Below are 14,347 nucleotides of genomic sequence, written 5' to 3'. Positions count from 1 at the left end.
CGGAAGGACCGCATCAACATGACCATGATCGCCGTTCTGGGAAACGGCCGCGTCGGCGGCAGCCTCGCCCTGGCCCTCACCCGGGCCGGGCACGAGGTGACCGTGGCGGACCGCTCACCAGGCTCTGCCGCCGACGCCGCCCGGACAGCGCAGATCGTCATCAACGCCACCCCGGGCGCCGGCTCCCTGGAGCGGCTCGTCGCGCTGCGCGAGGAACTGCAGGGCAAGATTCTCGTAGACGTCTCCAACGCCACCGTCGACGGACCAGACGGACTACCGGCTGAGCTGCTCTACCCCGGCTCGAGCCTCGCGGAGCAACTTCAAGAAGCTCTCCCCGACACGCGCGTCGTCAAGACGCTCAACACGATGCTCTACACGGTGATGACCGCGCCCGCCGCGCTCGCCCAGACACCGACCGCCTTTCTTTCCGGCCAGGACCCGGAGGCCAAGCAGGTCGTACGCGGGCTTCTTGCCGACCTCAGCTGGCAGCAGGAGTGGATCACGGACCTCGGGGGAATCGAGACCGCCCGGGCCGCCGAGGCCGCGATTCTGTTCGTACCCCACGTGATCCGATCCAGCGGATTCGCGCCCTTCGCAATCTCGATCACCCGCTGAAAGCCCGACGCAACTCTTCCTGAGGATGACCGTAAGACGTGGCGAGCCGGAGTACCCGAACGGCTGTCAGGACGGTAAGTGCCTCAATTCAACGGCCCTGTCTCACATTCAGTGAGGAGCATGCAGGATCAGGTTTCGGGCGGCACGCTCCCACAAGATCTGCTGTGCCTCTCCCGCAGCTGGGCCAGTGTGCGCGCCAGCAGCCGGGGGACGCGCATCTGAGAGATGCCGCCAGCCTCCTGCGCGATCTGCGACTGGGTCATGTTGCCGAAGAAGCGCAGCAACAGGATCCGCTTCTCGCGGGGCGGGAGGTCCTCCAGGAGCGAATTTTGGAACTCGCGATACTCGACGCCCTCGACTGCCGCCTCGTCAACTCCCAGTGTCCGCGACCGCCGGGGACTCGTCGTGGGTGTCGGGGACGTCCAGCGCCATGGAGCGTGCCCCTGCTGCGGAGTGCCGCCATCGTGCTCTGGCTGGGTGCGCCGCTCCCACTGCTCCCGCGGGGTGTCGGTTACCTGCGGCAGCAAGCGCTGCGCCTGCATGGTGATCGCACATCGTCGGCGCAGCACCGGGCACGGCTCCGGCCTTGGCGTCAACCGCTGGCTCGTGGAAGGAGCGATCGCGCTGCTGCATTGGTTTCGCCGCCTGCGCATCCGTTGAGAGATCCACGACGACATTGATCACGCGTTCGTCAGCCTCGGCTGCGCCGTCATCTGCTGGCGACGGCTGCGCACCGCACTCTGTTGAAGTAAGGGCAGGCGATGCGCCCCAGGGGATGGCCTGTTCGATGCGTCAGAACGCATACGTAGCGGTCCAGCCCGTGCGGCCTCACATCCGGGATCTCAGCACGTCGACCTCACAGCCCGGCGCGAAGGGGTCGAAGCCGTGCTCGATCAACCAGCGAACTATCAGCAGGCTTCGCAACGACCACCACGCGTGGATCACGTCGAGGTCGATGTCGGTGCCATAGCCGGCGATGACGTCGTCGAGGTGCTCCGCATGTCCGAGCGTGAAGGTGGCGAGGTCGTACAGGGCATCACCCTGGCCCGCCTCGGACCAGTCGATGATGCCCGTGACCTCGTCGCCGTCGAGGAAGACGTGCGCGATCTGCAGGTCGGCGGGCAGGACGCCGTTCGTCACGAGCAACTCGCACTCGTCATGACGACCAACACGTGGCGCAGCTGCGGCAGCGTCTCCACATCGGTCTGGCGAGTCCAGCTGTCATATGTGTCGCAGCAGCCGTGCAGCAGATACAGCACCGGCCAACTCTCGCCCCTGCGCTGCTCGTTCCAGCCGTCCGGGATCAGCAGCCGCACCTTGGCGGTCCGGCCCAGAGCCGGCGACGACACGGTCAGATCCACCAGGTTGGGGCCAACGTTCTCCTCCGCCACGACGCGGGCACCACCCCCACCAGCAACGCCGACGACCGCCGACGCGGTCCCGGGCAGCACCGCCATGAGGAGCGCGAGCGCAGCTGTCCAGATCAAGAGGCGGATGCGGCCATGGCACATCGCGGACCTCCACTGCCGACAAAGTCGATCAGCAACGCAGCGTACGGATCGCTACGGTATTCGTCACTACGCCGGAAAGGCGAGGTTTGCCGGAATGCGGACTTCCGACGGGGGTTGAGGGCATGCGTATTTGGTGGCGGCCTGATCTTCGCCGCCGTCCGCGAATGGCCCACGAGCGGGGTGTCACGGCTTGGCGGGGCCGTGACTTCCGCCGCCCTGTGAGGTTAAGATCCCCCGCCGACCTGCAGGAAGTTCCCAACAGGTGGCTTCCAGGAGGTGTGGAGTGGGCAGGGCTGCAGGAGCGCCGGGCGGGCTGACCCGATGGACCTACGGCGCGCTCGGCGCGTACGCAATGCTGACTGCGGCGGCAGGGGTAGCGGCGTGGCACAAGTACCAAGTGCTGCATGCACCGCCACTGCCGGCTCAGCCGGACGGCAGCGAGGCGCTGCCGCTGCTCGACGCCGACATGTGGTTCGGAAATCTGAGGGGCTGGTGGAGCGGCGCCACCCTGTTGACGGTGCTGGTCTTCAGCGTCTGGATGTCCCGCATGCGCAACCTCGCGGAGCTGATCTGGCCCGAGGGACAGCGTCGCCACCGTGCCTGGTTGTTCTTCGGCTGGGTGGTCCCCTTTGCCGATCTGTTCGTGCTGAAGATGTTCGTCAACGACCTGTGGGCAGCCGGCCGGCCGACGGCACAGCGTAAGCGCGGCCATCCCCTGCTCACCCTCTGGTGGCTCTCCGTCCTCGCCGCGGGCGCCACGGGCACCGACGCCCTGTCCGCACTGAAGCACGCACGCACTCCCGGCCAGACAAGCCAGGCGCTGCAGCAGGTCATGGAAAGCAATCTCCTGTACGTCTGCGCGACCGCCCTTTCCGCCGCCGTCGTCTGGCAGCTCAGTGGCATGCTGAAACGTGCGACGCGAGTGCCCCTGGCGTCGTAGCTTGGGCTGGGCCGTCAACGCCGTGGGCATCGCCTGCGATGAACCGTCCAGGGCTACGGCCGGGAGAGCGCCGAGCGTGCCTTCGCCCGCTCGCTGGACCGCCTCGGCCTCGACCACCTGTGCTCGGGGGTGGGCATGTGCTGAACCGCCGATCGCGACGATGCTGGATCAGGCCCCGAGCCACACTGCCGCGCCCCGGCGAGGTTCCGGATCCGCTCTGGCCGCAGAAGGCAGACGACTGCCGGTGTCTCGCGTTCCTGACGTACGCGGGGTCTCGTCCTTGGCGACGTAAGCCAGGCGGGTTGCGTCACGGGCCAGCAGCTCCTGGCTGATCGGGCGGTTCAGAACCGCGATGATGTCGTTCGGCTGCATGGTTCGGGCCCTCTTTTCAGCGCAGTTGCTCGGCCAGTCCGACGATGATGCCCTCCGGGCCGCGGAGGTAGCAGAGCAGATAGCTGTCCTCGAACCGGGCGATCTCGCCGACGAGTTCGGCGCCGTGAGGGCGAAGGCGGGCAACGGTGTCCTTGATGTCGTCGACGGCGAACATGACGCGGTGCGTGCCCAGAATGTTGTGCGGCCGGTTGCGGGGCCCGCCGTTGATCGCTGCTGGGCTGCGGTATTTCGCCAGCTCGAGCCGGCTGTGACCGTCGGGGGTCCGGAGCATCGCGATGTCACAGCGGACGCCGTCGAGTCCGGTGCACTGGTCGGCGAAGAGCCCCTCGACCTGCGTCCTGCCCTCCAGCTCCATACCGAGTTCCATGAAGTAAGCGATGGCGGCATCCATGTCCTCGACGACGATGCCGACATTGTCCATCCGCTGGATCGCCATGCTGGTTCCTCCTTCTTCCTCGTGCGGCCGGTGGTGGCCGCTGATAGCCCTGGGACGGAGCCGACGACACGTTCTCGACATCCGCAGACCGCCGAACTCCGAAAAATCTGCCTCGCGCCTCAGCCTCGCTACAGCAGACCCGCGTGCCAGGCGCCACCACCGAGGGTGAGTGCGGCGCAGGTGGCCGCTCTCACGAAGACGATCAGCCGCAGCGTGCTGTCCCCTCCTTTCAATGAGCGCTTTCAGCGTTGTCCGTCCAGGGTGAGGACGGTCTTGTCGATGACGGGCGTGGGGTGGGGCTGATGCGGGATCTGCGGAAGATCTGCCAGGACTTCAGTCAGCAAGTTCGAGGCCGTGTTCGACCACGGACGAAAAACGCCAAGCTTAGGCACCCACCCCTCTCCGCCCCGCCCAGGGACCGCGCAGCTCACCGCCCACCGCCCACGCCACCGACACCATCGGCACCGCCACGACCGCGCCGACCACCCCGGCCAGGACGCTTCCGGCGATCACCGAGACGGCCACCACCACAGGGTGCAGCCGCACCGCCCAGCTCATCACCAGCGGATGCAGCACATGGCCCTCGATCTGGCCGACGACGACGATCAGCGCCAGCACCACGATCGCGATGACCGGCCCGCGCGACGCCAGGGCCACCACCGTGGCCACCCCCAACGCAATGGGTGACCCCACCAGCGGGACGAACGCGGCAAAGAATTCCAGCAATGTCAGCGGCAGCGCCAACGGCACCCGCAGCACGAAGAGAGCGGTGCCGACCAGCACCGCATTGGTGGCCGCCACAATGACGATGCCCCGCGTGTACCCGGCAAAAGTCCGCCACGCCGCACCACCCGCACGGCCGAACGGATCCCGCGCCCGCCGCGGCAGCCCTTCCTGGAACCAGGACCACATCCGGTCACCGGAATGGATGAAGAACACCGAACAAAACAGCGCAAGCACCGCCGCTGTCAGCACCTCAACCAGCCGCCCGGCCCCGCTCACCGCACCGCTGACCAGAGCCGAGCGGTGCCCGGAGACAAAGGAACCCACCTTGCCCTGAAGATCCGACATCACCGTCGGACTCACATGGAAGGGAGGCCCCTGCAACCACCGCTCGATACGCCCCACGCCCCCGCCGAACTCCCGCCCCAGCCGGTCCCACTCGCGCGCCACCAGCTCACCCACCAGCGTCAGCAGCCCAAGAGCCGCCATCAGGCTTCCCGCGACACTCACCACCACCGCCAGCGCCCGCGGCAGCCATCGCGCCAGCAGATCGGCGAGCGGACGCAGTACAGAGGTCACGACCAGGGCGAGGAACAGGGCCACAGCGACCAGCTGCAAACGCCCCAACATCACAAAGCCTGCGTAAGCAACCACTCCCACCACCAACAGCCGCCACGCATACGCCGCCCCCACCCTCAACCCCCGGGCGACCACCACGCCCTCCCCCACGCCCCGCCCTGCCACCGCCGCCCTGCGCGCACGCGCCACCGGCCCCACCCCCCGCGCCGGCCGACTGCCCAGCACCACAGCCCGCAACCGTCCCCCGCCACGACCGCCACCCGGCCTCCCACCCGGATGTCTGCGCGACCGACGCACGGCACCACTCACCCGCCCATCACCTCCTCACCTCACCGAAACCACGCCACTACCTGTCCCCACAAGCGCCACCATCCCAACCACCACCCACCCCACAGACCGGCCCAAACACCACCCAATCCACCCCGGATGCGGACGACAGAGCACCAATCGCAGACCGATCCGCCGCGTGCCACGACAGGTCTCCCCCCTCTCCGGCGGCGGCGCACAGCGACAGACAACACACCAGCACCCGCCCGGCCGTTCACTGCCCGGGCGAGCCGAGCCCGACTCCTCCAGGTCCCTCACGCACATCAGCCGGTCCTGGGTGTGAGAACGACATCGGAGACGGACGGTGCCGGCAGCGCTCTCCCGAAGGACGCACAGCCGGACGACGCCACGGAAGAAGCAGCCCGCCTGCCATTGCCGTCACAGACGATTGACCGCCGACGACGGCAACATGTGATCGCCGACCGCCTCACCGCCGCCCAGGACAAGCCCGCACACCTCGCTGCCGAGGTGACCTGCCGTTCCCATGCGGTCAGCTCCGGCATGCCGTCCTTCGGCCAGACGCCCCGAGCGTCGGGCAGACGTATGAGGCGTTACCTCAGCGCCTTGGCGCTTCATGCCGTCGGGCACCGGGTATCGCAGGCGCATGCAGGCATGGGCACAGGCCCTGTGGACGGGCCCCCGGTGGGAGTCATTTCTGCGCGGCGTGGTGCGGCGGGTGCTGGCGGGAGATGAGCCCCAGCCCTGGTGGATGCCATGTCGTGTACTGACCGTGGTGTCGGCTGACGTCGACACCGCCACCGGTGTCGGGGCGATCTGGATCGTGGCACGTCCGAAGTCACCGCGGACACGGGAACACATTGCGCTCCTGGAGTGGCACGGCGAACAGTGGCGCCACGCGGGAGGCAGCAGCAGCCCCGCAGACGATCCTGTCGACGTCGAGGTGCTCGACGTTCACCACGGCGGGAGCGTCCTCAGCCTCACCCGCAGCATCGACCCTCCGCGCTCCCTCACCACGGCCCCATGGATCAATTGCGTCAAAGTGCTCCTCGGCCGGAACGTGGGGCACGTTCTGATTGGTGGCCGCCAGATCGAGAACCCCACGCAGGGCAGGCTCATTGCTGTTTGGACTTCCCCCAACAACAGACGCGCAGCCCGTCCCGTCATCGTCGCCGTGGGACGCGACGGCACCGAACTCTCCCGCCTCGGCCCCCATGACAGCCTGGACACCCATACCTGGGCGCGACTGAGACAGGAGTGGTAATCCAGCCTGCCTTCCGAGCTTGCGTCATACCAGCCGCCCCAGCCGTTACCTGCCGACCACCCGGCGGGGGTCAGGTGGCGCGGACCAGGGGCCACGAGCACCCAACGCCACCCAGTTGTGCTACCGCAGGCACCACGCACGGCCTGCCGCTGCAGGCCTGTCGGGGGCCACGCCTACGCGCCGAAACGCGGTGGCCGACGTGCCGAACCGCCGTGGGCCAGCCCAGCGAACGCGGCCCTCCAAGACAGTTCCTACGCCGTGATCACACCAGACACGGCATGATCATGGCACCGCTACCAGCCGTTACGGGACACGCCTGGCCGCGGCGGCATGTCAGAGGTCGCTCCCTGGCCTCACCCTGCGCGCCGTCCGATGCGCAGAACGCTCAGATAACGCCGTGGTGCCCGGTCCCCCATCCGCGTGCGGATGCGCTCGGCCACAGCGTCCAGCAGGGGCTCACGGACCTCCGGATCGAGCCTGCGATACAGCGACGTCGAGCGAAGGAGATCGGCGAATCCGTCCCCGGTGAACCACTGAACGGTTGGGTACCAACGCACCATCGTCGGGCCGAACAATCCTCCGGGGTCCTCGACCAGGCCCCAACCTTCGTCAGTGGTGCGGACGTCGTCCTCCAGCGGCGGATGACTCCAACCGGGGTTCCCGGGGCAGAACCGCTCGTGCAGATCGGCGCTCTCGGCATACACCTCCGGCTCTCCCGGCCGGCGGACCACGACGTGGCCCAGCAGCGCCATCCAGCCTCCGGGCGAGACAACATCGTGCGCCCGCTGCCAGCCGATCGACGGGGCGACCCAGTGCCACGACGACGCAGCGACAAGCGCATCGAAGCGTCGGCCATGGTCGTCCCACTCCTCAAACTTCGACGTCTCCACCTCGACATTGCGAAAGGAGGCGACCCGGCGGCGAGCGAGTGCGGCCATGTCTGCGCCCGCCTCGACGGCGGTCACCGAGCATCCCAGCGCTGCCAGCGATCGCGTCGCCTGACCACTTCCGCAGCCCACCTCCAGCACCGACGACCGTTCATCCATGCCAGTGATGGCGACCAGGTCCGCGAACAACTCGTCCGGATATCCCGGCCGGACCCGGTCGTAGAGCTCCGCCACCTCGTTGAACACTCGGCCGAGGCCGTATGGATCCGGGCGCGTCTTCGGATCGTCAGTCACGAGGGCACAACCTACGAGCCCCGGTCGCCAAGACACCACCGGTTTACCCGCAGCCGCAGACACACAGCCGCCGGCAGCTCAGGAATGAATGGGTGCGCAGCCAGGTGGTCACCTGCCCGGCGCGGCCGCATGGCAGCAGTCCATGCCAGAGCCTCTCCCCCGCGTGCCTCCGCCGGAAGGAGTCCAACCCGACGGTCTCCGCCGGCACCAGCAGCAATACCTCCGAGCCCGCCTCACCCTCCGCACCACCCTCTCAATCGCAGCCCATCACCCCGCACGAAAACCCCGCCCTTGGCCCCAACACACCGTCTCACCCCGCCCGTTGAACTCACCGATGAGCCACGTGCACACGCCCTTCCTACGCAGTGCCATAAAGGTTCTCGGACGTGGCGCCCGACGGTCGGAAGTCCGGATGGTCGGAACGTCGACGCTGCCGAGTCGTTGGGTAATGGGCACGGTTCCCGGTCTGCTCCTGTCTCGCTGCGCCCGGCGTAGCCCGGCCGACCGGGTAGGGCCCCGTCGGTTCTACGCTGAAGCCGGGCATCGTCGTACGCCGACGCGACCGTGGAATGTGGGAGATCCGAACAGTGAAAGGATTGCCGTGGTGACGGCGAAAACCCGTGACATCGAGAAGGCGGCCGGTGTGCTGAGCGCCGGAGGGCTCGTGGCCTTCCCGACCGAGACCGTCTACGGCTTGGGTGCCAACGCTGAGGACCCCGCCGCCGTCGCGCGCATCTTCCAGGTCAAGGGACGCCCGCCCTCACACCCGCTGATCGTCCACGTCGGCGGCGCGCAGCACCTGGCCGACTGGGTCCAGGACGTGCCCGCGACGGCCCGCCTGCTGGCCGAACACTTCTGGCCGGGGCCCCTCACGCTGGTCCTGCGGCGCGGGCCCCGGGTGCCCCTCGAAGCAACCGGTGGCCTGGAAACGGTGGCCGTGCGCGTTCCCGACCATCCCGTCGCACTCGCGCTGCTGTCAGCCTTCGGTGGCGGTGTCACGGCCCCGTCCGCCAACCGCTTCGGCCAGGTCAGCCCCACCACTGCGGACCATGTCCGTGCGGAGCTCGGTGATGCCGTCGACTTCGTGCTGGACGGCGGTCCCTGCGAGGTCGGCGTCGAGTCGACCATCGTGGACGCCACCGGCGAGATGCCGAGCATCCTGCGGCCCGGAGGGGTGACCCGCGAGGATCTCGAAGCGGTGCTGCGGCGCCCGCTGGCGGTCCACTCGACGAGCCGCGTCCGAGTGCCGGGCCAGCATCCGTCTCACTACGCGCCGCGCGCCCGGGTCGTCCTCGTCGAGCCCGAGAAGGTCGTCGCCGAAGCGGAGATCGCGCAGGAGCTGGGGCACCAGGTCGGGGTCTTCCTTCCTCCCTCCGTCGCCGACACTCCGGTGAAGGCGCACGCCGTGGTAGCCCTCCCCGCCTCGATGGCCGCCTACGCTCGCGGGCTGTACGGGTTCCTTCGCGAACTCGACCAGCGCGGATGCGACCTCATCGTCGCATCCTTGCCGGTGGAGGAGGGGCTGGGACTGGCGATCGCCAACCGGCTCCGCCGCGCCGCAGGGCCCCGGACCACCGAGTGAACAGCAACGACGTCGACGTCCAGGGGGCATGGTTGTGCCCAGCCCTGAAGGAACAGTCCTGACCAAGCCCGTCAGTGATCAATGGAACTGGCTCGGGCTCAGAAGGCGGTGGGGACCGCGGCATCCAATCCGCGGGCAGCGACGAGCTGCGCGCTGCCGTCGGCCAGGCGGTAGCACAGGCCCACCACGGCGGCCTGGCCGGCGGCGACCTTCTCGGCGAGCACCCGGGAGCGGTCCAGCAGCAGGTCGACGGTGTGCCTTATGTGCTCGGCGAGGATCTCCTCCGGTTCCATCCGCCCGGCGGCCCGCGCCGCCAGCACGCTGGGGGTCACCCGCTCCACGACATCGCGGACGTATCCGGCCGGTGTCATGCCGTCCTCCAGCGCGGCGCACGCCGCGCCCACCGCGCCGCACGAATCGTGACCGAGCACCACCACCAGCGGGCAGCCCAGGATGTCCACCCCGTATTCGATGCTGCCCAGCACCTCCGCACCCACGACGTGGCCCGCGGTACGCACCACGAACAGGTCACCCAGGCCACGGTCGAAGATGATCTCGGCGGCCAGCCGGGAGTCGGAACATCCGAACAGCACGGCGAAGGGCTGCTGGGACGGTGCGATCTCGGCGCGGCGGACGGCGTCCTGGTTCGGGTGCTCGGGGGCACCGGCGACGAAGCGCTGGTTACCGGCCAGCAGCAGCTCGAAGGCGTCGCGGGGCGTTGGAGTCTTGATCTCGGTCATGACCGCAGCCTACGAGCCGACACCTCTGATCGCGCCGCGCCTTCCCCGCCCGAGCTCACCGGGCCGGGCCGCAGGCGGCGGCGATCGTCTCGGTCCCGCAGTTGGTGGAGTGCCTGTCGGGTCGTCATGCGGCCGCTGCCCTGCGCGGAGCATCGACTGGAAGTTTCTTCTGGGGCTGGAGTCAACCGCTCCAGGGTTCGCCCATTCCGTACCGAGCGAGTTCCGGGAACACCGCGGAACACCTGCGCGCCGCGCTGAACGCGTTGGCCCCTGCGGACATCGGGTGGACTTCGACTACGACGCGGTCCAGGTCAGACCCGACCGCGGCTACGGCTACGACTCCGTGTCCCTTCGACTCACCCAGCTCGCGTCCGGCACCAGGGCATGGTTCAAAAGTGGATCAAACATCGTGGGTGGTTCGGCCGGGTATGTCGTCTGCCCAGCCTCGGGTCAGGGCCAGTCGGCCTGACCGGTGTGCCTTGCGCTGTTCGGTGACCCATCGTTCGACCTGGATCACGGATGTTGCGAGTGACTGGCCGGTGGTGTCGATCAGGCGGGTGCGCCATCGCGGGTCCTCGGCGGTCCACGTGGTCCATCGGTCCCAGGCCATCTCCGGCCAGCTCCCGTCGATGATGACGTCAGGCCGGAAGCGCGGGTCGTGAGCGTGCCCGCGGTGCCAGGCGGCCCAGCCGCAGAAAGCGTCGGTGGCGGCCTGGTCCCATCGGCCGCCGTCACGTGCGGCGAGTCGGTCGCGCCGGTCCTGGTCAGCGACGTCGATCAGGCAGACTGCGATCCCGTTCAGCGACGGGGCCGATGGGGCGGCCAGTACTTCGCCCAGCGGAGAGTTCCCGGTCAATAGCAGGTCCATACCACGGTCCTGGTACTCCAGTGCGTGGCGCACCCACACCTCGGTCATGCGATTGCGCCAGTGGGGAGGGATCGGAGGGTCTGGGACACCGAGCTCGTCGAAGTCGTGCACTGCGACCCCGTCCAGCCGGTCGGCGACGGCGAAGGCGAGCGTGGTCTTGCCCGCGCCGCTGGATCCGGTCAACTTGAGCAGCATCTGGCCAGGGTGACAGCCCGCAAAGGCTTTCTCGACTGGATTGTCAGGCCCACTGGTCCTTGGCCGTTCGCCGGATTCTTACATCCACTCGTTGATGGTGGCGACCAGCACAGCCGCTTCGTAGGGAACGGCCCGCTTGATGCTCCAAAGGATGTCAACGAGCGGGCATTGGCGCTGCGGATCGCCTTCCGTCTTCGCGTCGTGTCTTGTTCTCGGTGACCTGACGTGCCACGTAGGAGCCGGTGTGGGTGCCCCAGGCGCAGGCGGGACTCCGGCGGCGGCAGCGACATCGGACAGCGCATACGCTCCAGCTCGGTGCCCCACCTCGACCAGGTCTCCTTCGCACCCGCGAGCCTGCGCATCGGCGCTGCGGCCGGCTTCTCCTCCGCTGCCGTGGCCGAGCACTGCGGGCTCTGCCTCGAAGACCCCGGCCGGTCCACCGCCAACGGCACCCAGTACCCCCAGAACACCTGCGGGAGCGGACAGGGGCAGATCTTCGACTTCCACCTCGTCGCCGGTACGACCGACACTTACAGCGTCGTCAACCACTACAGCGGCAAGTGCATGGACGTCTCGGCCTTGTCGATGGCCGACGGCGCGGCCGTCCAGCAGTGGACCTGCCTCAACGGTACCAACCAGCGCTTTACGCTCAGGGCGGTGACCGCGCTTGGCAACAGCCACGACTACCAGTTGGTCGCCGCCCACAGCGGCAAGTGCGTCGACGTCAGCATCGTCTCCACCGCACCCGGCGCCCTCGTCCACCAATGGACATGCGACACCGGCAGCATCCTGACCACCAAGAAGATCCAGATCTGGCGCCTATCCAGCAAGGACTGACCTCACCACCACAACGGCACACGAAGGATGACGGGGCATCGGCCCGCCGGAAGTGTCCGGCGGGCCGATGCCGTTCACGGTCGGCGTCGCGGTGCGGCGGCCGCTGGCCGTCCTACGAGCGGGTCTCCGAAATCAGCCGCGAGCTGAAGGTGAGCACCAAGGACCGACAGGCCGAGGAGGCCGTCGATGACCGAGCTGACAGCGGCAACGAGCCTTGATTCAGGGCGACTTTCGTTCACCAGGCAACCTGAATCGTCTTTTCACGCTTTTTACAGATGGCACACAGGAAACTCCTTCCCTGCCTGCAAGACGTGCACGACTCGTCCCGACCAGACGCAGAAAGAGCACTCATGACCAGACACAACCCCACCGCCTTACGGCGTTCTGCGATCATCGCTGCGGCCGCCCTCACCGTCGGCGCCGCCGGAACCCTCGCCGCGCCCGGTGCGGGAGCGGCGACACTGCCGGGTACGCCAAAACTCCAGCTGATCGCCGCCACCCCCTCGGTGACCGCCGATCGCTACCAGGGCGAGCCGGGCGTCTACCTGAACCTCGGCACCTACATCACGGTCGACGGGGGACCGCTCGAGATACGGGTGACGCGCAAGTCCTACAACGACCCCGTCGTCGCCTCACAGGTGATCCACTCCGGCGGCCGGACGGTGACCAAGACCCTGCCGACGGGCCTGGTGAAGGACTTCTCGGGCCTGCCGGACTTCCTGAAGGTCACCATCAGCGACGCGTCGGGCACGAAGGTGGCCGACACCACGCAGTCGTTCTGCCCGAACACCCGGGCGGGCCGGATCCGACCGGACGCCCCGGCCACCTCGAAGTACCCCGACGGCTGCTCCGACAACCCGTTCGCGCTCGGTGGGGTGTGGGGTGTCGAGAAGGGCTGGGCAGGGGCCACGTCCCAGGGCTTCCGCGGGGCCATCGACCTTCCGGCCGGTGTCTACACCGCGAAGGTGTCGGTGGCGAAGAAGTACCGCGACCTGTTCGGAATGGCGGACAAGCCCCAGACCGTCAAGGTGACGGTCCGCCAGAACGCCGGCGGGGGCCAGGGTCTGGCCGGCGCCGGGCACGGGCAGAAGAAGGCGTCGAAGAGCCTGAAGCCGGCCGCGAAGCGTCCGGTCGGTCCGGCGGCCGTTCCTGCCGACGTGCCCAAACCCGACCTGCGTGCCCTGCCCGCGTACGGCATCGCCATCACCGACGGGGACGAGGGCGGAGCCGGTGCGGTCGCCGGCAAGGACTACCTCGCCTTCAGCGCCACCGTATGGAACGGTGGCCCCTCGCCGCTGGTCGTGGACGGGTTCCGCAAGCCCGGTGCAGAAAAGATGGACGCGTACCAGTACTTCTACGACGCCAAGGGCAAGCAGGTCGGGTACACGCCCACCGGCACCATGGAGTGGGACCCGCGGGAGGGTCACCAGCACTGGCACTTCAGCGACTTCGCCAGCTACCGCCTGCTCGGTGCGGACAAGAGGGAGATCGTCCGCAGCGGCAAGGAGGCGTTCTGCCTGGCCAACACCGACGCCATCGACTACACGGTGAAGAACGCCAACTGGCACCCGTACAACACCGACCTCGCCACCGCCTGTGGTGAGGAGACCGCCGTCTCGGTGCGCGAGGTGCTCGACGTCGGCAACGGCGACACCTACAGCCAGTACCGGCCCGGTCAGTCCTTCGACGTCTCGGACCTGCCGAACGGCACCTACTACATCCAGGTGATCGCCAACCCCGACAACCGGCTCAAGGAGCAGAGCACGGCCAACAACGTCACGTACCGCAAGGTCGTCCTCGGCGGCACGCCGGGGGCCCGCACGGTGACCGTGCCGAAGTACGGCCGCATCGACGCTCCCTGACCACCGGCGGGCGGGGGCACGCGCCTCCGCCCGCTGCCGCAGCCGGTGAATTGGCAGTAACCCGCGCGGGAGCAGTCCGTCGCGCGCGCTCGCGTTCATGTTCGTGTTCGACGCTCAGAGGAATACGTCGGACGTGATCCCCCGGCGGGTCTGTGGTGACCAGCCGTGACGACGACGGAGCGCTCACGAACGGGGGACGCCTCCGCCCCTGCCCCGTAGGCCGGGCAGGTTCACCACCGACGGCGGCGGTCACCGACCACGGGGGGTTGATGCGAGGCGGCTTGACCAGCACACGGTGGCAGAACTTGCCGCAGGCGCCGGCCCGAGCCGGTGGCC

Annotated in this window: 13 protein-coding genes and 1 pseudogene; 6 read left to right on the top strand and 8 right to left on the bottom strand. The window is 68.4% G+C overall.

The window, feature by feature from the left end:
- Window positions 1–18 precede the first annotated feature (18 nt).
- A complete protein-coding gene (locus tag IH68_RS0123125) occupies window positions 19–615 on the top strand; it encodes an NADPH-dependent F420 reductase (protein WP_030938269.1) in 597 nt (198 codons plus the stop codon).
- 128 nt (window positions 616–743) lie between these two features.
- Here IH68_RS0123125 and IH68_RS0123120 read toward each other — a convergent pair whose 3' ends face one another.
- The 3 genes and pseudogenes from IH68_RS0123120 to IH68_RS59435 form a co-directional block, all read right to left on the bottom strand.
- Window positions 744–1,157, bottom strand: coding sequence for a sigma-70 family RNA polymerase sigma factor (locus tag IH68_RS0123120; protein WP_030938268.1), 414 nt, complete (start codon window positions 1,155–1,157; stop codon window positions 744–746).
- Window positions 1,158–1,443: 286 nt separating this feature from the next.
- Window positions 1,444–1,770 (bottom strand): annotated as a pseudogene (locus IH68_RS0123115) (phosphotransferase); the annotation flags it as partial.
- Window positions 1,752–2,102, bottom strand: a complete 351-nt coding sequence (locus tag IH68_RS59435) for a hypothetical protein (protein ID WP_159403715.1) — start codon at window positions 2,100–2,102, stop codon at window positions 1,752–1,754. The pseudogene IH68_RS0123115 and the gene IH68_RS59435, both read right to left, overlap by 19 nt.
- Before the next feature lie 307 nt (window positions 2,103–2,409).
- Here IH68_RS59435 and IH68_RS0123105 point away from each other — a divergent pair, with 307 nt between their 5' ends.
- Window positions 2,410–3,066, top strand: a complete 657-nt coding sequence (locus IH68_RS0123105) for a DUF4328 domain-containing protein (protein WP_159403714.1) — start codon at window positions 2,410–2,412, stop codon at window positions 3,064–3,066.
- A 388-nt stretch (window positions 3,067–3,454) separates the two neighbouring features.
- On the opposite strand, the gene IH68_RS0123100 is transcribed toward IH68_RS0123105, so the two are convergent.
- Window positions 3,455–3,895: a VOC family protein gene (locus IH68_RS0123100; RefSeq protein WP_030938264.1), complete on the bottom strand. Its 441-nt coding sequence runs from the start codon at window positions 3,893–3,895 to the stop codon at window positions 3,455–3,457.
- Window positions 3,896–4,279: 384 nt separating this feature from the next.
- Complete coding sequence (locus IH68_RS0123095; protein WP_420719001.1) at window positions 4,280–5,434, bottom strand: AI-2E family transporter; 1,155 nt, start codon at window positions 5,432–5,434, stop codon at window positions 4,280–4,282.
- Between the two features lie 694 nt (window positions 5,435–6,128).
- Between IH68_RS0123095 and IH68_RS0123090 the strand changes: the two genes are divergently transcribed.
- Window positions 6,129–6,746: a hypothetical protein gene (locus tag IH68_RS0123090; protein ID WP_234341502.1), complete on the top strand. Its 618-nt coding sequence runs from the start codon at window positions 6,129–6,131 to the stop codon at window positions 6,744–6,746.
- Between the two features lie 353 nt (window positions 6,747–7,099).
- Here the strand turns inward: IH68_RS0123090 and IH68_RS0123085 are convergent, their stop codons facing one another.
- Complete coding sequence (locus IH68_RS0123085) at window positions 7,100–7,927, bottom strand: class I SAM-dependent methyltransferase (protein WP_030938259.1); 828 nt, start codon at window positions 7,925–7,927, stop codon at window positions 7,100–7,102.
- Window positions 7,928–8,531: 604 nt separating this feature from the next.
- Here IH68_RS0123085 and IH68_RS0123080 point away from each other — a divergent pair.
- A complete protein-coding gene (locus IH68_RS0123080; protein ID WP_030938257.1) occupies window positions 8,532–9,509 on the top strand; it encodes an L-threonylcarbamoyladenylate synthase in 978 nt (325 codons plus the stop codon).
- 98 nt (window positions 9,510–9,607) lie between these two features.
- On the opposite strand, the gene IH68_RS0123075 is transcribed toward IH68_RS0123080, so the two are convergent.
- Window positions 9,608–10,249: a carbonic anhydrase gene (locus IH68_RS0123075; RefSeq protein ID WP_030938255.1), complete on the bottom strand. Its 642-nt coding sequence runs from the start codon at window positions 10,247–10,249 to the stop codon at window positions 9,608–9,610.
- 400 nt (window positions 10,250–10,649) lie between these two features.
- Complete coding sequence (locus IH68_RS0123070; RefSeq protein WP_051833665.1) at window positions 10,650–11,312, bottom strand: hypothetical protein; 663 nt, start codon at window positions 11,310–11,312, stop codon at window positions 10,650–10,652.
- Between the two features lie 315 nt (window positions 11,313–11,627).
- Here IH68_RS0123070 and IH68_RS0123065 point away from each other — a divergent pair, with 315 nt between their 5' ends.
- Window positions 11,628–12,149, top strand: a complete 522-nt coding sequence (locus tag IH68_RS0123065; protein ID WP_030938251.1) for an RICIN domain-containing protein — start codon at window positions 11,628–11,630, stop codon at window positions 12,147–12,149.
- A gap of 350 nt (window positions 12,150–12,499) precedes the next feature.
- Complete coding sequence (locus IH68_RS0123060; protein WP_030938249.1) at window positions 12,500–14,011, top strand: lysyl oxidase family protein; 1,512 nt, start codon at window positions 12,500–12,502, stop codon at window positions 14,009–14,011.
- Window positions 14,012–14,347 lie beyond the last annotated feature (336 nt).

The organism is Streptomyces sp. NRRL S-646, assembly GCF_000720765.1.
Classification (GTDB): Bacteria; Actinomycetota; Actinomycetes; order Streptomycetales; family Streptomycetaceae; genus Streptomyces.
Note: the sequence above shows the minus strand (reverse complement) of the source record. Positions and strands in the feature narration are given on the sequence as shown.